This is a genomic window from Lactobacillus sp. HBUAS51381, from assembly GCF_012641095.1.
Taxonomy (GTDB): Bacteria; Bacillota; Bacilli; order Lactobacillales; family Lactobacillaceae; genus Levilactobacillus.
This window is the reverse complement of the sequence record NZ_JAAVSC010000043.1, coordinates 1-18,787: the sequence shown is the minus strand read 5'-3', so window position 1 is coordinate 18,787 and position 18,787 is coordinate 1. Positions and strand designations below refer to the sequence as shown.

Here is an 18,787-nt window from a genome sequence, read left to right as displayed (position 1 = left end):
AGCGTCGAATCAAAACAAAACTGGATGGCAAGTCCCCGGAAAAGTACCGGGAACTCACCATCCAGCAAGCAGCGTAAATTCTGTGTCCAACTTTAAGGGTTCACTTCACATCAATGCCTTTTTTCAAATGGTTCCTTCTTTCTTCAACCATCTTTTCGATGGCGTTTAGGTCATCGACTTCCGACAGTTTCAAAATAAAAGTCTTAGTATAAGATCGATACCGCAGGAACTTCAGGCGGTCTTGATGGTTTCTATCCCATCTAAGATGGGCTTCACGTTGTGATTTTTTCATGGCTAGCCGCCTCCTTTCAAGGATCACCCCCACACTTGTGGGGAACACGTTCACTTTTGACTCCGGCATTCACCTCAATCGGGATCACCCCCACACCTGTGGGGAACACGCACAAGCTAAAGGGTTGTTAGGGAGAGAGGTAGGATCACCCCCACACCTGTGGGGAACACGGCGGCGGAAAAAACGTTCATCCTGGATCAGTGGGATCACCCCCACACCTGTGGGGAACACCAAGGGAGAACACCGGCAAGCTCAATTTTTAAAGGATCACCCCCATACCTGTGGGGAACACTTTGGCAACTGCAATCCATTGTTCTTCTGCATGGGATCACCCCCACATCTGTGGGGAACACCATGGCTTCCAGTCGGGGTGCGGCAAAAACACGGGATCACCCCCACACCTGTGGGGAACACCAGTCTCGCGGCCGCGATCTGCCCGTCCGTCAAGGGATCACCCCCACACCTGTGGGGAACACGGTTAACGGCGTGATCCACATGTTCGGGGGTCGGGATCACCCCCACACCTGTGGGGAACACGCCCAACTTGTATTGCCCGTGTTTTGAAAGATGGGATCACCCCCACACCTGTGGGGAACACGTCGTACCAACATAGTAGGTGTTACCTGATGCAGGATCACCCCCACACCTGTGGGGAACACCAGGCACTGGAAAAGTCTGCTTGATCTCTTCTAGGATCACCCCCACACCTGTGGGGAACACTTATGGCCGCTCATTTGTGTCGCCGACAGCTAAGGATCACCCCCACACCTGTGGGGAACACCGCTACCGACTAGGGATTTTTTGCGAATATACGGGATCACCCCCACACCTGTGGGGAACACGCTTGCCCATCATCATAACGATCCAAGTATTCAGGATCACCCCCACACCTGTGGGGAACACGTATCTGACTTGTGCAGCACAATTTGCACCGCAGGATCACCCCCACACCTGTGGGGAACACCCGTACCAATTGTATCAGAAGAGGTGGCTAAGAGGATCACCCCCACACCTGTGGGGAACACCCCCAAGTAACCGTCACTGCCATATAGGGGTTGGGATCACCCCCACACCTGTGGGGAACACAACGGAGGACGTTAAAGATGTCAAAAAATGAGGGGATCACCCCCACACCTGTGGGGAACACACTAAACAATCCCTGTCAGACCGGCATTCTATATTTTCTAAATCGCTGAAATTAGTCAGTTTACTGTTACAGCATACAAGATTGACGTTGGATTGACAACGAATATGCTGACGAGATTTTTTAGCAAAGAAAGAGATCTTCAACGCCTCTAAAATTTAAGCTCCCATTTTCTAAAAAAAGCGCTATGATTAAAATGTAAAATAATGAATGCGGTTACATGATGGATTACATAACAGCGTACCTTGACGGCTAAATACACAAAATATTTTATGAAACAATATTAATTATATTGTATGTAAAATAGATTGACTTGAACTGGGAATTCCGGTATCTTTTTAATTACAAAAAACAATAGATAGCCGGTTTAGATTCTTGGAAAAATAGCATGTATGTTGTTTGTCGAATGACACTTATCGATATTGGTCAACAATATTAAGGAGTTATACACGCATATGAAAATATCCCAACGGACTACAGCATTATGGGCTAAGAAGCGTTCAGAGGATGGCGAGCAGTACTGGCTCCCATTAATCGTGCACTTAATCGACGCACAAAATACGATCAATTGGCTGTTTTACCACTGGCTGAGCCCCGGGCAACAGCAATTGTTGATAGGGACGTCAACGGATGAGATCACGCAAAAATTGGTGAAATTCATTGGCTTTGTTCATGATCTAGGAAAGGCGACACCGGCATTTCAAATGAAAAAATCCTATGATCGTGACACGTCGCTAGATGAACGGCTCACTGAAAAATTATCACAGGATGGATTTATTGATCTGAATGACCTTATTCTCGCCTCACCGAACAAATCGCCACACGCCTTAGCTGGCGAGGCGATTTTGGAAGATGCGGGGGTGCCAATCACAATTGGCGCAATTATTGGCGGGCACCACGGGAAGCCGGCTGATCAGCCACCCTTTAGTCAAATGAACGATTATACGGCGAATTACCTACAAAGCGACAATCAAACTAATTTACAGATCCCTTGGCGACAGGTTCAGCAAGAACTGTTGCAGCTGGGATTAACGTCGTCCGGGTTCCAGAAGGTGGAGGAAATACCAGACCTCAGGGAACCTCAGGCCGTTGTCCTAGAAGGGCTTCTGATTATGGCGGATTGGTTGGCTTCTAGTGAATATTTGAATCAGAATCCTAGTGAACCGCTATTCCCGTTGATTAGGTTAGAACAATCATGGGAAGATGTGGATACGACGGCTAGATTTAGGCAAGCAATTAACACTTGGGATTTAGATGGAAATTGGGAGCCTGAGAAGATTAGAACTGAGGGTTCGGAAACGACAGATCCTTATCTGGAACGCTGGGGATTCACGCCGCGACCGGTTCAAAGGATTATGACCCAAGCAATTGGGCAAGCCAGTGCTCCCGGAATGGTGATTGTTGAAGCGCCCATGGGACTGGGGAAGACAGAGATTGCGCTGTTGGCCGCCGAGCAATTGGCTTATGCGACGGGGCGTGACGGCCTATTTATGGGACTCCCCACGCAGGCGACGACCAATGCGATGTTTGCGCGGGTAGATAAGTGGTTAAAAGAGTTAGCGGATAAACAACAGCAGAATTTAGCGATTAAATTAATGCACGGTAAGGCCCAGTTTAATCCGGAATACCGAGAATTACCGCACGCTGGAAATGTATATGATGATCTGGATGATAATTCCGGTTCGGTAGTCGTAAACGATTGGTTTTCCGGGAAAAAGTCCATTTTGACGAAATTTACCGTGGGGACAATCGATAATCTCTTATTAATGGGACTCAAACAAAAGCACCTGTTCTTGCGGCACCTCGGTTTTAGCGGCAAAGTCGTGATTATCGATGAGGTTCACGCCTACGACGCCTATATGAATCAGTACCTGTACAAGGCGATCAGTTGGCTCGGTGCCTACCATGTGCCCATCGTGATTTTATCGGCGACACTACCAAAGGAGAAGCGAGCAGCGTTATTGACCGCTTATCTACGTGGAAAGTATGGCCGAAAATTCAAGGCACAGTTAGTCGCCCCAGCCGATTGGCAGGAGACACAGGCCTACCCATTACTCAGTCTGCTGGATGGTCATGAGATTAAGCAAGTCAAAAAATTCCCTGGGCAAAGTGATCAGCAACCGCAACACTTGCAGGTAGAACGCCTCACTGTCGACGATGATGCGCTGATAGCGCACGTGCTTGATAAGATTAGCCACGGTGGCATTGCCGGTGTTATCGTGAATACGGTCAAACGGGCGCAGACGCTGGCAAAATTGGTGCCGGATGGCGTGGAATTGATGGTGCTTCACTCGGCGTTCTTGGCGACCGATCGTACGCGCCAAGAGGCGGCACTTCAAGCAGCCATTGGCAAACGGGGTGCCCGTCCGGAAAAGATGATTGTCATCGGCACGCAGGTTTTGGAGCAGTCGCTAGACATTGATTTTGACGTTTTGTATACCGACATCGCGCCAATGGACCTCATTTTGCAACGGGCCGGGCGGCTGCATCGTCATCAAATCAAGCGGCCACAAGCGTTACAACAACCGCAACTCTTCGTGATGGGCGTTGAGGCACCGGGCGAGTATGGCAAGGGAAATGAAGCCGTGTATGGCAAATATTTGCTAATGAAGACGGATCATTTCCTGAAAGCCACGGTGACACTGCCCGATGATATCTCGGTTCTGGTTCAGCAGGTCTATGACCCCGCGACGGATGCAGCGGTCAAGGGGATTGAACCCGCGAGCGAAAAGTTTGCGGCCGATCTGAAAAGAGAAAAGCGTAAGGCCAAGGTCTTTCAGATTGGGCGGCCGGACTTTAAAGCGGGGGTTACGATTCACGACTGGTTGGGCCGCGACTTGGGCAGTGTTGATCAGGATGAACAGAAGGCCAGTGCCGCCGTTCGTGATATTCAGGAGACGTTAGAAGTGATCCTGATTCAGCATACGGCTGCCGGCAATCAACTACTGGATGGTCGTCCGTTAGCCGGGGTTCAGCCGCAAGAGATTGCGCAACAAATCGTTCGAATTCCGGCGGTTGTGACCCTTGGTCGCCAGCAAATGGATCGGGCCATCAGCGAACTGGAGACGGTGACCGCACATTATTTCAGTGACTGGCAATCTAGTGTTTGGTTGAAAGGGGCTCTGGCCCTACCGCTGGATCAGGCGTTATCCGCCACTTTGGCTGGCTGGCGGCTGACCTACTCACCAGAATTAGGCCTAAGCTATGTAAAGGAAGATGATCATGGACAATGAGACGTTTAATTTAACCACAGATCCGTGGTTAAAGGTTATTGAAAAAGAAACGAACCAGGAGCGAACCGTTTCGTTGATTGAATTGTTTCAAAATGCACAGAATTATCGCCAATTGGCGGGGGATATGCACAGTCAGGATCTCGCCATTCTGCGGTTCTTACTGGCCATTCTAACGACGGTTTACTCACGAGTCGATGCGGCGGGCGACCCCTACGCTTGGCTGGACATGACCGATGATTTGCCGCCCAAGATGACGGTGGATGAAGATGATTTTGAGGATGACGGGCAGACTGATCTGCTAGACACTTGGCAGCAATTGCGTGCGTCAGGGCAGTTTTCCGCAGCGGTGACGCACTATCTGACGCATTATCGGGCATGTTTCGACTTCTTTGGCGAGCGGCCATTTTATCAAGTGACCGCGACCGATTATGATCAGTTGGTTCCTGAAAATAAGCGGATTGCCGTCGGAAAGGGCCAAGTAGCGGTTAAACAGATGAACCGGCGTGTCTCTGAGAGTGGCCATACGCCCGCTCTCTTTGCACCTAAGTCCGGTGACGCTAAGAACGAGGTTGCATTGGCTGAACTGGTTCGCTGGGTGATTACCTATCAGAATTTTACCGGCGTTACGGACAAGACCAAGGTGGTGACGGAAGAGAAGTTTTCCAATCCCGCCGGTTGGGTCTATCGCCTCAATCCGGTATTCGTGAAGGGACAGACACTCTTTGAAACCTTACTCTTGAATCTAATCTTGGTGAATAAGCGACAAGATGAAGATGCGGCCGAACAGGTCTTACAGCGGCCGGTATGGGAATACAGCAGTATTTTGGATTATATTGGCGAACGTAAGAAACAGATTCTACCCAACAATCTAGCCGAATTGTACACGGCTTGGTCGAGAATTTTGCATATTGATTGGGATGCGGCAGGTCATCCCGCGATCTTTAGTGCGGGGATTCCCATGTATAGTGCGGATAATGCCCTGATTGAACCCATGACCACTTGGCGACGTGATAAGAAGACCAACGACTATCGGCCCGCGGTGAAGGGGTTACGGTCACTGGGGATTGCCATGTGGCGAAATTTCGGCCAGTACGTTAAGGTCAGAGAGGCCGACAACATTCAGGAGCCGGGACTGGTCGTTTGGCTACGGCTGCTCAAAGCGAAGGCACTGATTCCGCACGATCAGCCACTCATGCTGAATTCGATCGCGCTAATTAGTGATGGTAACGCCACGTCGCAGTCACCGGCGGCCGAAGTCGTCGACGATATGCAAATGCAGGCGGATGTCCTCTTCGATAGACCGGAAATCGCCGAGAACTGGCCGACTCGGATTGAAGAGGTGATTGAGCTGACTCAAACCATTGGGAAGGATTACTACCACTTCGCCACTGATATTGGACAGATTCGTAATTTAGACGTACGACCGTTTGCTAGCAAATTGAGCGCGACCTTCTATGAGCGACTCAACGACCCATTTAAGACGTGGTTAGAGCAGTTGACAGGACATGATGATCGGGAGGCCAAGATTATTTTGTGGAAGCAGACGCTGAAAAAGATTGCCGTAGCAGCCGTCGATGAGGTTGTCCAGACAAGTTCACCGCGGGATATTCGTGGAATCGAGGGTCAGCACGGACCGTTGAATATTTTCACGGCCAAGAATCGCTTCATGTATAATCTGCGGACACATCTTGATTTGTAGGAGGGGTGATGAACAATTATGAGTTATGAAATTGAACAGACGACGCGCCGGATTATCTACGCGCTTTATCGGGAGGGTAATCCCAACAAGGCCGTATTGGCGAATCTCCGGGATGCCGTCAATATGACCAGTCGGCGGGCCCAGATGGTTTGGCCGGTCATGATGGCGAATTTACCGAAGGAACAACTTAGTCGAGACGGTGTTCCCACACGAGCAGAAGTGGCGGTTTATACGGCCATTCGGTTCTACGCGATTCATCAGCAGGGAAAGTCACAATTGGTCTATGGGCCAGCCAACGGGGATGCCGAAACGGGTGGGGTGTCACTCATGTCGGCCCTGGCCAATTTACGGCGTAATGAAGACCTGCGAACGGCGCTGGATCGGCGCGTAAAGCCACTGTTAGCCACCACGAGTATCACGGGAGTGGTTAACGAACTCACGCATTTGGTCAATATCTTGAAGGCTAAAAGCGAGAATCAAAGGATCGACTACGCGCAGCTAGCGCAGGATCTCTACGGTCTGCAGGCGAGTTACGAGCAGGCCAACCGGGTCCGCTTGCGTTGGGGCCAACAATACTTTTGGGAAAAATCCGCTGACACTAAAACTAAAGGAGACCAAGACTAATGACTAATCAAAATTTATACGTTGATGTAAACGTTCTGCAAACGGTGCCATCTTCTAATATTAACCGGGACGACACCGGTGCGCCCAAGACGGCGTTGTACGGTGGCGTGACGCGGGCTCGCGTTTCCTCTCAAAGCTGGAAACACGCTGTTCGGGAGGCGTTTCGGGACGACAACGTGTCGGTGGGTACCCGGACCAAGGACGCGGCTAAACTTTTGGCTGACAAACTACAGGCACTCGACGTCACGATGACGCCGGAAGCGGCAGAGGCTAAGGTTGACGAGATTTTTAAGGCCGCCAGCATTAAGCTCAACAAAGAACGGGAAACCGGTGCCCTGCTACTGATCAGTCAGGGTCAGATTACCAAGTTGGCACAGTATGCGCTGGATAATTCCGAACTAGACAAGAAGGAAGTTAAAAAGGTTCTGAAAGGCGATCAGTCCCTGGATTTAGCTCTATTTGGGCGCATGGTTGCCGACAATCCCGAATTAAACGTGGATGCCTCTGCCCAAGTGGCGCACGCGGTTTCAACGCATGAAGTGGTTCCGGAATACGATTACTTTACGGCGCTGGATGATGAACAACCAGACGATACGACGGGAGCGGCCATGCTGGGGACCATCAACTTTAACTCGGCCACGCTGTATCGGTATGCCAACGTGAATGTGAATGAACTAAGTCATAATTTAAACGCGACGGACGCCATTCACGGAACGACGGACTTTATCCGGGATTTCCTGCTAGCCATGCCAACCGGGAAACAAAATACCTTTGCCAATAAGACGTTGCCGAGTTACGTCATGGTGACGATTCGACCAGATACACCGGTCAATTTAGTGTCGGCATTTGAAAAGCCGGTCAGTTCCAATAAAGGCTACGTTCAACCCTCGATTGAACGACTGGAAGGCGAGTATGCGGTTACGCAGCAATTTGTTGAGAAGCCTCTCCTAAATGTCGTGCTGGGCAAGGCGGATTCACAGGTGGGCGAACAGGCTGCTAATTTGTCCGAACTTTTAGAGAAGGTCACGGCAGCGTTATCAGAGGCGGTTCAAGATGAAAATACTGACGATTAAGCTCACAGCCCCCTTACAATCGTACGGCAACGAGGCGACCTTTGAACGGCGAACGACGACTAACTATCCGACCAAGAGTGCCGTTATTGGCATGATTGCTGCGGCTTTGGGCTATCGCCGTTCGGATCAACGGATTGTGGCGCTGAATAAGCTGAAATTTGCCGTACGGATTGATCAAGCGGGGAGAACGTTGACGGATTTTCAAACCGTTGAGTGGAAAGCCGATACGCGAAAAATTACGTATCGCGATTATCTTCAGGATGCCGTCTTTATGGTCGCCGTGGGCAGTGACGATGAAGCCTTCATGGAGAAAATCAACTGGGCACTCCACCACCCCCGATTCCAATTGTTTTTAGGGCGGCGATCCAATGCGCCGGCTGGGGTTCTGCGAGTGCAGACCTTTACGGCGACGAGTCCGGTTGAGGTGTTAAAACAGGTGGCTTGGCAAGCAATGCCGAGCTACCGTCACCGCTATGCCGATCGGAGTCTAGACGTTATTGCGGATGCCGACTTACTCCCTGATAAACAGGGTGCGATGGTCAAGGATCAAGTGAAATCCTTTGCACAGCGTAATCGGCAGTACGGCTTTCGGGCAATCGCGGTGACGAAGGTAAATCCTAACAGCTTGGAGCAGCGCAGCACTGAGCATGACGTGCTGGCGTTCCTTGAGAAGGAGTAGCTATGTATTTATCAAGAGTTGAAATAGACGTAAATAATCGGCGTAAAACGAAGGACTTAACCCACCTCGGGGCCTACCATAATTGGGTTGAACAGAGTTTTCCCGCTGAAGTAGCTGCGGGGGTGCGTCAGCGTCATTTATGGCGGATCGACACGTTGGCCCACAAGCAATACTTGTTGGTATTGAGTGAGGAACAGCCGGATCGTGGGCGCCTTGAACGTTACGGTGTGCCGGGAACGACCATGGTGAAGTCGTATGATCACTTTTTAGCCGGGATTCAAGTTGGTCAGATCATGCAGTTTCGGTTGACGGCGAATCCCACGTATACGGTGAGTCAGCCGGGCAAACGTCAAGGACGGGTCTATCCCCACATTACGGCAGCCCAGCAAGAACAGTGGCTGATGGCACGGGCGGAACAATCTGGTTTTCAACTGGTGAAACAACAGGTTGTGGGGGCGGCCCAGCCAACGACAACACCGGCCTTCGACATTGTAACCCGTGATTGGCCGGTGTTACATCGCAAGGCTGGTCGCGGTGTACGCCTCAGTCGGGTGACCTTTGAAGGATTATTGCGCGTTGCCAATGTTCCTGAATTTAAGCAAACGTTAACGAAGGGCCTGGGACGCGAGAAGGCTTTTGGTATGGGATTGATGACGGTTATTCCGGAGGCTTAAATCATGAAAAGAAAGATGGGTGCCAAGAAGCCCGATCGCTATGAGTTGGGAAGAGTACGAGATCGCGTGACCTTCCTGTACTTGGAACATGCGAAGTTAAATCGACAGGATAGTGCGATTCAAGTGAGTGATCATCGCGGAACGGTCTATGTTCCGGCAGCAATCCTAAGTGTTTTGATGTTGGGGCCTGGTGTGGATGTCACGCATCGCGCGATGGAGCTGATTGGCGCCTCTGGTCTAGGCGTTGTGTGGGTTGGTGAGCAGGGCGTGCGCCAGTATGCTTATGGGCGGGCTTTGAATCATTCATCGGCCTTGCTGGAAGCCCAGGCCAGATTGGTCTCAAACAAACGGACACGCTTAATGGTAGCGCGGCAAATGTATCAGATGCGCTTCCCCAATGATGACGTTTCGCAATTAAGCATGCAAAAATTACGGGGTAAGGAGGGTGCGCGGGTTCGCCGGGTTTACGTGGAACAATCCCAAGAAACGGGCGTTCACTGGGAACATCGCGAGTACAATCCGGATGATTTTAATGCGGGGACGCCGATTAATAAGGCGTTGACAGCGGCTCATCAGGCGTTATACGGCTTGAGCTATAGTGTGGTTGCCGCTTTAGGCGCTTCAGCAGGGTTAGGTTTTGTCCATACCGGACATGACCTTTCTTTTGTCTATGATTTTGCGGATTTATACAAGGCCGAATTTTCTATTCCCGTGGCCTTTCAGGTGACGGCGAAGTTTGGTGATGATCCGGATATTGCCAGTCGGACCCGATTAGCGATGCGCGACGCTTTCGTTGATGGCAAGCTGATTGTGCGAATGGTTAAGGATTTGAAGGCCTTGCTGGGCATGCCGACGGACGATGAACACGAAGCGGATGTCGTCAATCTGTGGGATGACCGACTGGGCTTGCAGAAGTTTGGCGTTCAGTATCATGAATTTCAAGAAGATGATAGCCGATGATTGTGATCACGTTGACCAAGGTCCCGCCGGCGTTGCGCGGTGACCTGACAAAGTGGTATCAGGAGATTCAGACGGGTGTCTACGTCGGTAATGTCAGTGCGCGGATCCGCGACTTATTGTGGGACCGAATTCTTCAAAATATTGGCCGTGGTGAAGCGACGATGGTCTATAATGCTAAGAATGAATTGGGCTATCAATTTAAGACGACGCGAAAAGATCGTGACGTGATTGACTTTGATGGGATTCCTTTGCTGATGCACTTGGATGTCGCTACAGGGGAAGTGGAACATGGCTTTAGTCAGGCAGCGAAGTTCCGCCAGGCGAAGGTGATGACCCGGAAGAACACGGTTAAAAATGTATCGACTGCGATGACACCGCTGGTGGCATTGGATTTGGAAACTACGGGTGTCGACTCAGCGCAGGATGCGATTATATCCGTAGGTGCGGTGAGACGTTCTGCCAAAGGAAAGATCGATCACTTTTACAAGTTGATTCAGATTGATCGGAAGATTCCAGCGAATATCGTGGCATTGACGAGTATTACGGATGAAATGCTGGTTGCTCAAGGGGTTCGTTTGCGGACGGCGATGCAAGAGCTACAGGTCTTCGTTGGTGATTTAGCGGTTGTGGGGTATAATTTGCGATTTGATGAGGGATTCTTAGCTACCGCATGTCGGCGGGTTAACCAGCCAACTTTAACTAATCGCATGGTGGACTTAATGCCGTTTATCAAAAAGACGAATCACTTTCTTGATAATTATCGGCTACAGACGGTACTAACCGAGTATGGTATCGAAAATAAAACGCCGCATCATTCACTGGCAGATGCCAAGGCAACTTTTGCCTTAGCGGACAAACTGACCAAAACAGGGACTTTTCAAATTTAGGAACCGCGGTATGACGGGATTTGTTTAGTGTATTCCCCACAGGTGTGGGGGTGATCCCGTGACACACTTTTTATCCGTAGTATTGCCTAAGTATTCCCCACAGGTGTGGGGGTGATCCCGTGATGGGTACTTTCACCATCACTGATGGAGCGTATTCCCCACAGGTGTGGGGGTGATCCTGATTCAATCGACGCCGTTATGGTTATTGCTGAGTATTCCCCACAGGTGTGGGGGTGATCCTAAATCGCGCCGTATCACCGGGATAAACCCGGCGTATTCCCCACAGGTGTGGGGGTGATCCCGTGATTTTCGGGGATTATGACACCCGCACGCTGTATTCCCCACAGGTGTGGGGGTGATCCTTATTACAGCTCCTTTTGTGCCCCGACAGATGTGTATTCCCCACAGGTGTGGGGGTGATCCTGTGCGTGGTGCCTTGGGTGTCTTCGATGGCATGTATTCCCCACAGGTGTGGGGGTGATCCTAAGTTAGGCGTTTGCCGGCTCGTTCGTACTGGGTATTCCCCACAGGTGTGGGGGTGATCCTGGTTGCAATCGGATCTAGGCGGTGTGCGAATTGTATTCCCCACAGGTGTGGGGGTGATCCCATCAAACACCACACCGACATCTTAGAGCGGTTGTATTCCCCACAGGTGTGGGGGTGATCCCGTTGTCGTTGATTTGGGTCTTGGCGATCATGAGTATTCCCCACAGGTGTGGGGGTGATCCTAACCGTTTTCTTATTAACTTGCGTGGCAAGGAGTATTCCCCACAGGTGTGTGGGGTGATCCTGTATCCTCTCAAGCCAGCTTAACTGAAGCCAGGTATTCCCCATGCATATGGGGCCGATCCAAACACCACCCTCGAAAAAAACGTATCCTTTCAAGCTAGCAGAAAGAATACGTTTAATTAATTCCAGACAAGTTACTTGCCAGTCGTATACAAATCCAACAGCCGCTTCCGCAAGGCGTCGTCGTAAGCCGTCAAATACAGGCCGTATTTGCCACGCTTCATCAAAACATTCAGCACGTTAGCGATAAACACCTTGTACTCGTCACGGGTGAATGTCATGTCCTTACGCTTTTTGAAAACTTCTTTGTGCGAGTATTTTTCGGGAATGATGGTCATCGTGTCCGTCTTGGCGTCGTAGCCAAACGAAGGCCCGATAATCATCCCCACGTAATTCAGATCGAATCCCTGCAGCGTGTAGATCGTTCCCACCTGAGTGATGGAGCCTTCGCGCTTGGCCCAGTGGGTGCGTTGAGGATCCCACTCGTCCCATGGCAAATTGAATGTATCCATTTCCACGTTATGGCGGCCATCAATCCGTGGGAACCCCGACGTGGCCACCACTCGGCTCATCCCGAACTCCTTGTTCCGTTTCTTGATGTTCTCAAAGAGCTCGCCAGCCGTTGAGAATGTTTTAAATTCAAAGTCACTATTGGTAGGGAAGGGCTTCATCGGCTTTTCCGCGGTTAAATCGTCCATCCAAGCCACCTGTTCGTCACTGGCGACCATCCGGTACTGGAAGTTCATATCGAATTGCTTGTGGGGATGCGTGCCAATCGTCTTAAAGAGTAGGTCCTTGTCCCAATACATCTTGGATTGGAAAACCTGATCAAAGTCGTAGACCACCACGACGACTTTCGCCAAATTCATGAGGTCGGTCAATTGGTTCTGTCCGCGGTAGTGGGCGTAAGGCTCGGACTTCGAGTAGAGTAAGTGGGCCTCATCGACAAAGATAATATCGTACTGTTTGTGGTTCTTTTGGGCATAATTAATCAGCGAAGTCGGCCGCCGAATATCCTTAACCTTCATGTTCGGGATGGATTCGGCCAGGTCCTGGTAAGCCTTGTACAGTTCCGGGTGGTTAACCACGAGGGACGTCTTGTAGCGCTTATCGGTCATGTACTGACGCACCAGTTCCATCAGAACCACTGATTTACCAGTTCCCGCCGCGCCTTCAATGATGGCGACCGAAGAGGTGGTGCCGGTCAACCCCTGCTTGATGTAGGCGTTGATGTTGGTGATGACCCGTTTCTGGTCGTCCGAAAGATCATCGACGAAGAATTGGGCTTTTAAAATTTTATTCATTCTGAGACTCCTATGCTGTTCGTGATTTCGACGGCCATCGTTTGGTCGCCGACGGAGAAAACTATAGCTATTATAGCAGTTACGCGCCGGCCTGCCCGGAAATTTTTGGTCACCATGTCTGCAATTTTTAAGCGGTCGGGTTGAAAGCGATCATCCATGGTCATTGTTTCATGTGAAACAGCGGCCATCGCCAATTATCATACCCAAGCGTGATTCCGTTCTGATAGGCAAATTACTTCTCTTTCCTCACCAACTCTCGTAGACTTAACCCCATAAGCGATGAACGGAAAGGGTGGTTTAAATGAAAATTGGAATTGTGGGATCCGGAACGGTGGGTACAATTTTGGCGCAAACGTTCAGTCGAGGCGATAATGAAATCTTGCTCAGCCATTCGCGCGGGGCGGCGAGTCTGGCCGAGCGTCGGTCCGAATTTGCGGCCAACGTTAGTTTTGGTGAGGTGACGGCGGCACTGCAACAGCCCATGGTGGTGATTGCCGTGCCGTTTACCGTTGCCCCCGATGTGCTCCGGCAAGTGGCCGACTACCAGCAACGTATCGTGGTGGACGTGACCAATCAATTTACCGCCGACTTCAAGAAGATCGATACACGGCCGCTGACCGGTAGCGAGGTCATTGCCGCCGCAGCTCATAACGCACGGGTCATCAAGGCCTTTAACACCTTGCCCCACGAATTGATGACGGGGAAGGTGGCCGGCCCCGGTCGTCGCGTTCTCTTCTATGCCGGCGATGATCGCGAGGCCAAGAAGACCTTCGCCGCTGTGGTCAAGCCCCTCAACTTTCGGCCGGTTAACCTGGGCAAACTCCGGCATGGCGGGAGTGTCATGCAGGTCGGTGGTGGCCTGGGACATACGGCATTTGTTCAGTTGGATGAATAGGTTACGGCCATTGTTTCATGTGAAACAAGTGGTCGCTTAGGAGAAAAAATATGATCACGCTCGTTAACTATCAAGATACCCCGGAAGATCGGGCGCGGGTGGCCGCCTATCCGCTCCATGATGCAACCTTCACGGCGACACTCCAACAGGCACTAGCCATTGCCTTGACCGACGATCGGCGGTTGCCCATCATGATCCTGAATGAGACGGAGATGGTTGGCTTTCTGGTACTCATCACCGGCGCCGACGTGCAGGAAGTCGGCGCTGATCCAGCCACGGCCGTTTTAATTCGCTCGCTATCAGTCGCGGAGACTGCGCGGGGGAAGGGCGTTGCCACGCAAGCGCTGACGCAGTTGCCCGCGTTTGTCCGTCAAGTATTACCGACCGCGACCACGTTGACGTTGGCCGTGGATCATGGGGATTTTCCGGCGCAGAAACTCTATACCAAGGTCGGTTACGTGGACACGGGCCAGCGGCGTTTCGGCCCCTATGGCAAGCAATATATCCTCATGCAAGTAGTGTAAACAAAAATCACCAGTCAGGAAATTACCCTGATTGGTGATTTTTTAGACATTCAGTGTTTTATGCAAGATTCGATTGCGTCGGCCAAAGCGATCGTCGCGGCGATCCACCAGTTCATAATTCAGGTGTTCATACAAGCCGACGTGGCGGGTCACGATGTAGAGATCGTCAATATCGGCGGCCTGTGCAGCAACTTCCGCCCGTTGGACCAACTGGAGACTCAGTCCCTGCCCGCGATAATCGGGATTGACGTAGACCGAACTGACAAATGGCGTGTAGGGCGTGTCCGGAACAATATCTTCGGCCAACAGTGCGCAGAAGCCCACCATTTTGGGACCATCCGTGGCGTAGATGACGCGTTCCCAGGACTGCCAAGCCGCGGTTTGCATCTGCTTGGCAAGATGAGCGCCAGCGGGCCAATCGATGGCGCCAATCTGGTCCGCCGCCGATTGCCAGGTGGGACTGTTAGGCGTGAGTAGCTGATAATGAATCACGGGAAAGCCTTCTTTCTGACGGTCGTTAAGTTCGCAGATAGCCGCCTTCTTGGTCGACGGCCTTCTGCGCGGCCAAGTTGAGGTAGTTAAACGTCTCATTGAAATTGGGCGAGAACAGCGTGTCCAGCATCGCCAGCTGATCGATGGTCCCGCCATTTTGCATTAAGGCCGAGACCGTGTTGGCGGCTTGCGAAACGTCGTGCTCACACATGAGTTGTGCACCGAGAATCTTGCGGTTATTACGGTCGTAGATGAGCACCACGGTGATGGGGTAGGCGTTGGGCATGAAGTCCGGGCGGTACGGCCCCGTGTACGTGACGCTAGCCGCGTTAAGCTGGGCCTCGCGGGTGCGCATCAAGGTTAACCCGGTACAGGCCACCGTATGCTCAAAGACCAGCATGCCCGTCGTAATCTGGGTGCCAATGGTGCGTAGGCGGCGTTCAAAGACGTTAATACCGGCCAAGGCACCTTGCCGAACGGCGTGTGACACCAAGGGGGCGTAGGTCACCGTTTTAATCGGGTTATAGTGACTAACGGCCGAATCTCCCGCCGCCAGAATGTCGGGATCGGAGGACTGCATGTAGTCATCGGTCAGAATCGCGCCGTTGGGGGCCATGGCGACCTGTCCTTGTAGCAGTTCCGTTTGGGGAATGATGCCCGCGCTGATGGCAGCCATGTCGACTTCCAAGTCGCCGGCTTCCGAGGTCAAGAGCAGTTGGCCATTCGGGGCATCCCGGAAGCTCGTCACCCGAGTATTGGTCAAGACCTGAACGCCCTTGTCCGTTAAAAGTTGGGCGATCTTTTGAGAAATCACGGGTTCCACGTATTCATTGAGAAGGTAGTCGGGCTGTTGGATTAAGATGACTTGGTGCCCGGATTCAATGTAACCCTCGGCCAACTCAATGCCCACGTAGCCGCCGCCGATAATGGCGACCTTCTGTTTCTTAGCGGTATATTCGCAAATGTTGTTGGCCTGACTGTAGGTCTTGCAGAGGAGTACTTTGGGATTTTCGATGCCGGGGATGGCCGGAATGGCGGTGATTGACCCGGTCGCCATGATTAACTTGTCGTATTGGTCGGTGGTCTTTTCTTTCGTCGCCAGGTCCTGAACCAATAAGGTATGTTGCCGGGCATCGATGCGGATGACGTCGTGATTCAATTCTAGGTCGACGCCCTGATTGATGAAGTCGTCGGGTTCCTGATAGAGTGCGTCTGACAGGGCCCGGACGGTTCCTTTAATATGTAAATAGGTGGCGCAGGAGAGATAGGAAATGTTTGCTTGACGTTCGTAGACGGTAATCTGGGCTTCTGGATAGTGCTTGAGAATCTGTTTTACCGCAGCGATGCCAGCGTGGGTACAGCCAATCACAACGACTTTCATTGCCATTAATCCTTTCTTTAATTAACTTATTTCAGTATTTTATAGTATACTGTTGTTATAGTTAATGCAAACCATCCGTTTAGGGGGGTATTTTTATTGGAAATCATTTATCGTTACTTTGTTCAACCACAGATTGATACCGCAACGAAGACTATCTTTGGCTATGAGCTGTTAATGAAACAACTCACCCCTGATGGTTGGCGGTTGCCGGCCTCATTTTCCGCCATTGATCCGCAAATTATCGCGGACTTACTGGTCGACACAACCAAGGTGTTGTCGCTTAAGGTGCGTTACTGTTCCGTTAACGTGAGTCGCGAGCAGCTCATGACCACGCCGATCGCGAACGCCATTATCAAGAGTCAAGAACAGCTCTATCCGACCAAGCTAGTCGTTGAGCTGACCGAAGATGATGGTCCGCAACAGTATACGATGGCCGAGTTGTTGCCGCAGTTAAAGCGATTCATTGATCAGGGGATGGAACTGTCCCTGGATGATGTGGGAACGGGCGATAATTATTTTAGAGATGTTCAGGAGCTTCTCCCGCTAGCATCTGAGATTAAATTTGCCCTCCAAAACTTCAACCGTGACTTTAAGGATCCCCACATTTTACAAAAATTGCACTTCTGGCATGCCATCAGCGCTGAATACAACTTACGGTTAGTCCTTGAGGGCATTGAAGATCAAGCGGATAACCGGTTGAGCAAGAAGTTGGGGATTCGGTTAAAGCAAGGGTACTACTTTAGTAAACCACAATTGTTGAAGCTACCACAAGATACTTGTTTGAGCTAAATCTGCCAGTTGTCCCCTTATGGGTGATTATTGCCGGAGAATCTCTGATTGGAGATTCTCCGGCTTTTTAGGTTAGACCACGGATAGAACCGCCGAAAAAGGGAACTGGCGTGTCCAGGGTGGGGTGAACAGCTCAAGCAGGCCTCTGGTATAGATGAGCCTGCAGGCGGCCTTAGATTGCCTTACAGTTGATTTAGGCTGGGGTGAAGGAAAAAAGGTTGACGATAAGTGACTAATCAGTTACTATTAAATTATGCGAAAAATTGATGAAGCAAAAATTAATAAGATTACGCTGGCCGTCATCACGCTGGTCAAACAACAGGGATTGACCAATCTGACCACGGCGAAAGTGGCCAAGATGGCCGGTGTTAGCCCCGCCACCCTGTATATTTATTATCAAGATAAGACGGATATGCTGAGCCGGATCTACGAACTGGTCAAAGACGATCTGCATGCGGGACTATTGGCGACCCTGCACGCCACACCGGTGGTCTTGGACCAGCAACTCCGGGCGATGTTACGGTATGCGGTGGCGCAGTACCGGGTTCATCCCCAAGAGGCCCAATTCGTCCAAGTGCTCTGGAATAATCCGGAAGCGTTGGACGAGGCGGCACGCCATCATGGTACGGAACTAGATACGGCCCTGGGGCAGTTGTTTAGCGCAATTGTCGCTGATAATCAGTATATGGACCTTTCCCGGGAGGCATTTGAGATTATTTTCTCGGCCCCGACGCAGCTACTGATTCGGCAGCCGGACGTGGACACGGCGGAGATTGAACAGATGATTTCGGTGGTCATTAAGGCGGTTCATCGCTGAGCCGTTTTTATTTTTCAGATTAAATAACTAACTAGTCACTTATGATTGAGGCGCGAATAACGATGAAAAAGACAATTTTAGTCACAGGGGCAACGGATGGCATTGGTTTGGTCACGGCTAGGGCACTCGCCAAAGCGGGTCACCGCGTGATTGTTCACGGCCGGAATTCAGCGAAGGCACAACGGGTGATCCAGGAGATTCGACACACAACGGGGAACCCAGACGTCGACTATTTGGTGGCCGATCTTTTCTCCATGACAGCCATTCAGCAGATGGCCCAGCAATTCTGTCGGCATGATGACCATCTCGACGTGTTGATCAACAATGCCGGCGCCGTCTTGGATAATCAATGGTCGTCTGGGGCAATCAAAAGCAGCAACGGCCGTCTCACCGCTACTATTCTGCGACGAATGAACAAGCCGTTTGGGATTATGGCTCTTTGTCAACTGTTGTTGGTAATCTGCTGTATAGGGTTGCCTAATCGCATTGTGATTAGGCAACCTTTTTGATTCCGAATACCAGATGAATCCT

At 51.0% G+C, this 18,787-nt stretch carries 17 protein-coding genes and 2 CRISPR repeat arrays; of the genes, 13 read left to right on the top strand and 4 right to left on the bottom strand.

Features of this window, described 5'->3' with window-relative positions:
- Positions 1 to 100: 100 nt before the first annotated feature.
- A complete protein-coding gene (locus HEQ50_RS11500) occupies positions 101 to 292 on the bottom strand; it encodes a hypothetical protein (RefSeq protein ID WP_168900642.1) in 192 nt (63 codons plus the stop codon).
- A 20-nt stretch (positions 293 to 312) separates the two neighbouring features.
- A CRISPR array of direct repeats spans positions 313 to 1,439; the repeat unit is 28 nt; unit sequence GGATCACCCCCACACCTGTGGGGAACAC.
- Positions 1,440 to 1,891: 452 nt separating this feature from the next.
- On the opposite strand from HEQ50_RS11500, the gene cas3 reads away from it, so the two are divergent.
- From cas3 to cas2e, 8 genes are read left to right on the top strand one after another with little or no spacing between them, the layout of a single operon-like run.
- Positions 1,892 to 4,669 (top strand): CRISPR-associated helicase Cas3', encoded by a 2,778-nt coding sequence (gene cas3, locus HEQ50_RS11495; RefSeq protein ID WP_168900641.1) that lies wholly within the window; start codon positions 1,892 to 1,894, stop codon positions 4,667 to 4,669.
- A complete protein-coding gene (locus HEQ50_RS11490; protein ID WP_168900640.1) occupies positions 4,659 to 6,368 on the top strand; it encodes a type I-E CRISPR-associated protein Cse1/CasA in 1,710 nt (569 codons plus the stop codon). The genes cas3 and HEQ50_RS11490 overlap by 11 nt, the downstream gene beginning before the upstream one ends.
- Positions 6,369 to 6,386: 18 nt before the next feature.
- Positions 6,387 to 6,992, top strand: coding sequence for a type I-E CRISPR-associated protein Cse2/CasB (gene casB, locus HEQ50_RS11485; RefSeq protein WP_168900639.1), 606 nt, complete (start codon positions 6,387 to 6,389; stop codon positions 6,990 to 6,992).
- Positions 6,992 to 8,065 (top strand): type I-E CRISPR-associated protein Cas7/Cse4/CasC, encoded by a 1,074-nt coding sequence (cas7e, locus tag HEQ50_RS11480; RefSeq protein ID WP_168900638.1) that lies wholly within the window; start codon positions 6,992 to 6,994, stop codon positions 8,063 to 8,065. The genes casB and cas7e overlap by 1 nt, the downstream gene beginning before the upstream one ends.
- The gene (cas5e, locus tag HEQ50_RS11475) at positions 8,046 to 8,744 is read left to right on the top strand and encodes a type I-E CRISPR-associated protein Cas5/CasD (protein ID WP_168900637.1); all 699 of its coding nucleotides are present in this window, start codon (positions 8,046 to 8,048) and stop codon (positions 8,742 to 8,744) included. Before cas7e ends, cas5e begins: the two co-directional genes overlap by 20 nt.
- 2 nt (positions 8,745 to 8,746) lie before the next feature.
- The gene (cas6e, locus tag HEQ50_RS11470) at positions 8,747 to 9,418 is read left to right on the top strand and encodes a type I-E CRISPR-associated protein Cas6/Cse3/CasE (RefSeq protein WP_168900636.1); all 672 of its coding nucleotides are present in this window, start codon (positions 8,747 to 8,749) and stop codon (positions 9,416 to 9,418) included.
- A gap of 3 nt (positions 9,419 to 9,421) precedes the next feature.
- The gene (gene cas1e / locus HEQ50_RS11465) at positions 9,422 to 10,378 is read left to right on the top strand and encodes a type I-E CRISPR-associated endonuclease Cas1e (RefSeq protein ID WP_168900635.1); all 957 of its coding nucleotides are present in this window, start codon (positions 9,422 to 9,424) and stop codon (positions 10,376 to 10,378) included.
- Entirely contained in the window at positions 10,375 to 11,265 is an 891-nt protein-coding gene (gene cas2e / locus HEQ50_RS11460) for a type I-E CRISPR-associated endoribonuclease Cas2e (protein WP_168900634.1), read from the top strand. The genes cas1e and cas2e overlap by 4 nt, the downstream gene beginning before the upstream one ends.
- A 29-nt stretch (positions 11,266 to 11,294) precedes the next feature.
- Positions 11,295 to 12,058: direct repeats of the CRISPR family, unit length 28 nt; unit sequence GTATTCCCCACAGGTGTGGGGGTGATCC.
- Positions 12,059 to 12,188: 130 nt separating this feature from the next.
- On the opposite strand, the gene HEQ50_RS11455 is transcribed toward cas2e, so the two are convergent.
- Positions 12,189 to 13,358, bottom strand: a complete 1,170-nt coding sequence (locus HEQ50_RS11455) for a DUF2075 domain-containing protein (RefSeq protein WP_168900633.1) — start codon at positions 13,356 to 13,358, stop codon at positions 12,189 to 12,191.
- Between the two features lie 301 nt (positions 13,359 to 13,659).
- Here HEQ50_RS11455 and HEQ50_RS11450 point away from each other — a divergent pair, with 301 nt between their 5' ends.
- Positions 13,660 to 14,253 carry an NADPH-dependent F420 reductase gene (locus HEQ50_RS11450; RefSeq protein WP_168900632.1) on the top strand — a complete coding sequence of 198 codons (594 nt, stop codon included), beginning with the start codon at positions 13,660 to 13,662 and terminating at the stop codon, positions 14,251 to 14,253.
- Positions 14,254 to 14,303: 50 nt separating this feature from the next.
- A complete protein-coding gene (locus tag HEQ50_RS11445) occupies positions 14,304 to 14,777 on the top strand; it encodes a GNAT family N-acetyltransferase (protein ID WP_168900631.1) in 474 nt (157 codons plus the stop codon).
- A gap of 42 nt (positions 14,778 to 14,819) precedes the next feature.
- Here HEQ50_RS11445 and HEQ50_RS12830 read toward each other — a convergent pair whose 3' ends face one another.
- Both HEQ50_RS12830 and HEQ50_RS11435 read right to left on the bottom strand, forming a co-directional pair.
- Positions 14,820 to 15,269, bottom strand: coding sequence for a GNAT family N-acetyltransferase (locus tag HEQ50_RS12830; protein WP_168900630.1), 450 nt, complete (start codon positions 15,267 to 15,269; stop codon positions 14,820 to 14,822).
- Between the two features lie 25 nt (positions 15,270 to 15,294).
- Positions 15,295 to 16,650 carry an FAD-dependent oxidoreductase gene (locus HEQ50_RS11435; RefSeq protein ID WP_211089326.1) on the bottom strand — a complete coding sequence of 452 codons (1,356 nt, stop codon included), beginning with the start codon at positions 16,648 to 16,650 and terminating at the stop codon, positions 15,295 to 15,297.
- A 96-nt stretch (positions 16,651 to 16,746) separates the two neighbouring features.
- Here HEQ50_RS11435 and HEQ50_RS11430 point away from each other — a divergent pair, with 96 nt between their 5' ends.
- The 3 genes from HEQ50_RS11430 to HEQ50_RS11420 all read left to right on the top strand — a co-directional run bounded on the left by HEQ50_RS11430 (position 16,747) and on the right by HEQ50_RS11420 (position 18,765).
- Positions 16,747 to 17,439 carry an EAL domain-containing protein gene (locus HEQ50_RS11430; RefSeq protein WP_211089325.1) on the top strand — a complete coding sequence of 231 codons (693 nt, stop codon included), beginning with the start codon at positions 16,747 to 16,749 and terminating at the stop codon, positions 17,437 to 17,439.
- A 253-nt stretch (positions 17,440 to 17,692) separates the two neighbouring features.
- A complete protein-coding gene (locus HEQ50_RS11425; RefSeq protein ID WP_168900628.1) occupies positions 17,693 to 18,256 on the top strand; it encodes a TetR/AcrR family transcriptional regulator in 564 nt (187 codons plus the stop codon).
- 62 nt (positions 18,257 to 18,318) lie between these two features.
- Positions 18,319 to 18,765: an SDR family NAD(P)-dependent oxidoreductase gene (locus tag HEQ50_RS11420; protein WP_168900627.1), complete on the top strand. Its 447-nt coding sequence runs from the start codon at positions 18,319 to 18,321 to the stop codon at positions 18,763 to 18,765.
- The last annotated feature ends 22 nt before the right edge of the window (positions 18,766 to 18,787 follow it).

Excerpts from the sequence above, each read along its gene's own strand:
- cas6e (WP_168900636.1), top strand. The coding sequence starts at position 8,747 with ATGTATTTATCAAGAGTTGAAATAGACGTAAATAATCGGCGTAAAACG.
- cas5e (WP_168900637.1), top strand. The coding sequence starts at position 8,046 with ATGAAAATACTGACGATTAAGCTCACAGCCCCCTTACAATCGTACGGC.
- HEQ50_RS11445 (WP_168900631.1), top strand. The coding sequence starts at position 14,304 with ATGATCACGCTCGTTAACTATCAAGATACCCCGGAAGATCGGGCGCGG.
- HEQ50_RS11450 (WP_168900632.1), top strand. The coding sequence starts at position 13,660 with ATGAAAATTGGAATTGTGGGATCCGGAACGGTGGGTACAATTTTGGCG.
- casB (WP_168900639.1), top strand. The coding sequence starts at position 6,387 with ATGAGTTATGAAATTGAACAGACGACGCGCCGGATTATCTACGCGCTT.
- cas7e (WP_168900638.1), top strand. The coding sequence starts at position 6,992 with ATGACTAATCAAAATTTATACGTTGATGTAAACGTTCTGCAAACGGTG.
- HEQ50_RS11500 (WP_168900642.1), bottom strand. The coding sequence starts at position 292 with ATGAAAAAATCACAACGTGAAGCCCATCTTAGATGGGATAGAAACCAT.
- HEQ50_RS11420 (WP_168900627.1), top strand. The coding sequence starts at position 18,319 with ATGAAAAAGACAATTTTAGTCACAGGGGCAACGGATGGCATTGGTTTG.
- HEQ50_RS11455 (WP_168900633.1), bottom strand. The coding sequence starts at position 13,358 with ATGAATAAAATTTTAAAAGCCCAATTCTTCGTCGATGATCTTTCGGAC.
- cas2e (WP_168900634.1), top strand. The coding sequence starts at position 10,375 with ATGATTGTGATCACGTTGACCAAGGTCCCGCCGGCGTTGCGCGGTGAC.
- cas1e (WP_168900635.1), top strand. The coding sequence starts at position 9,422 with ATGAAAAGAAAGATGGGTGCCAAGAAGCCCGATCGCTATGAGTTGGGA.
- HEQ50_RS11425 (WP_168900628.1), top strand. The coding sequence starts at position 17,693 with ATGCGAAAAATTGATGAAGCAAAAATTAATAAGATTACGCTGGCCGTC.
- HEQ50_RS11490 (WP_168900640.1), top strand. The coding sequence starts at position 4,659 with ATGGACAATGAGACGTTTAATTTAACCACAGATCCGTGGTTAAAGGTT.
- cas3 (WP_168900641.1), top strand. The coding sequence starts at position 1,892 with ATGAAAATATCCCAACGGACTACAGCATTATGGGCTAAGAAGCGTTCA.
- HEQ50_RS11435 (WP_211089326.1), bottom strand. The coding sequence starts at position 16,650 with ATGAAAGTCGTTGTGATTGGCTGTACCCACGCTGGCATCGCTGCGGTA.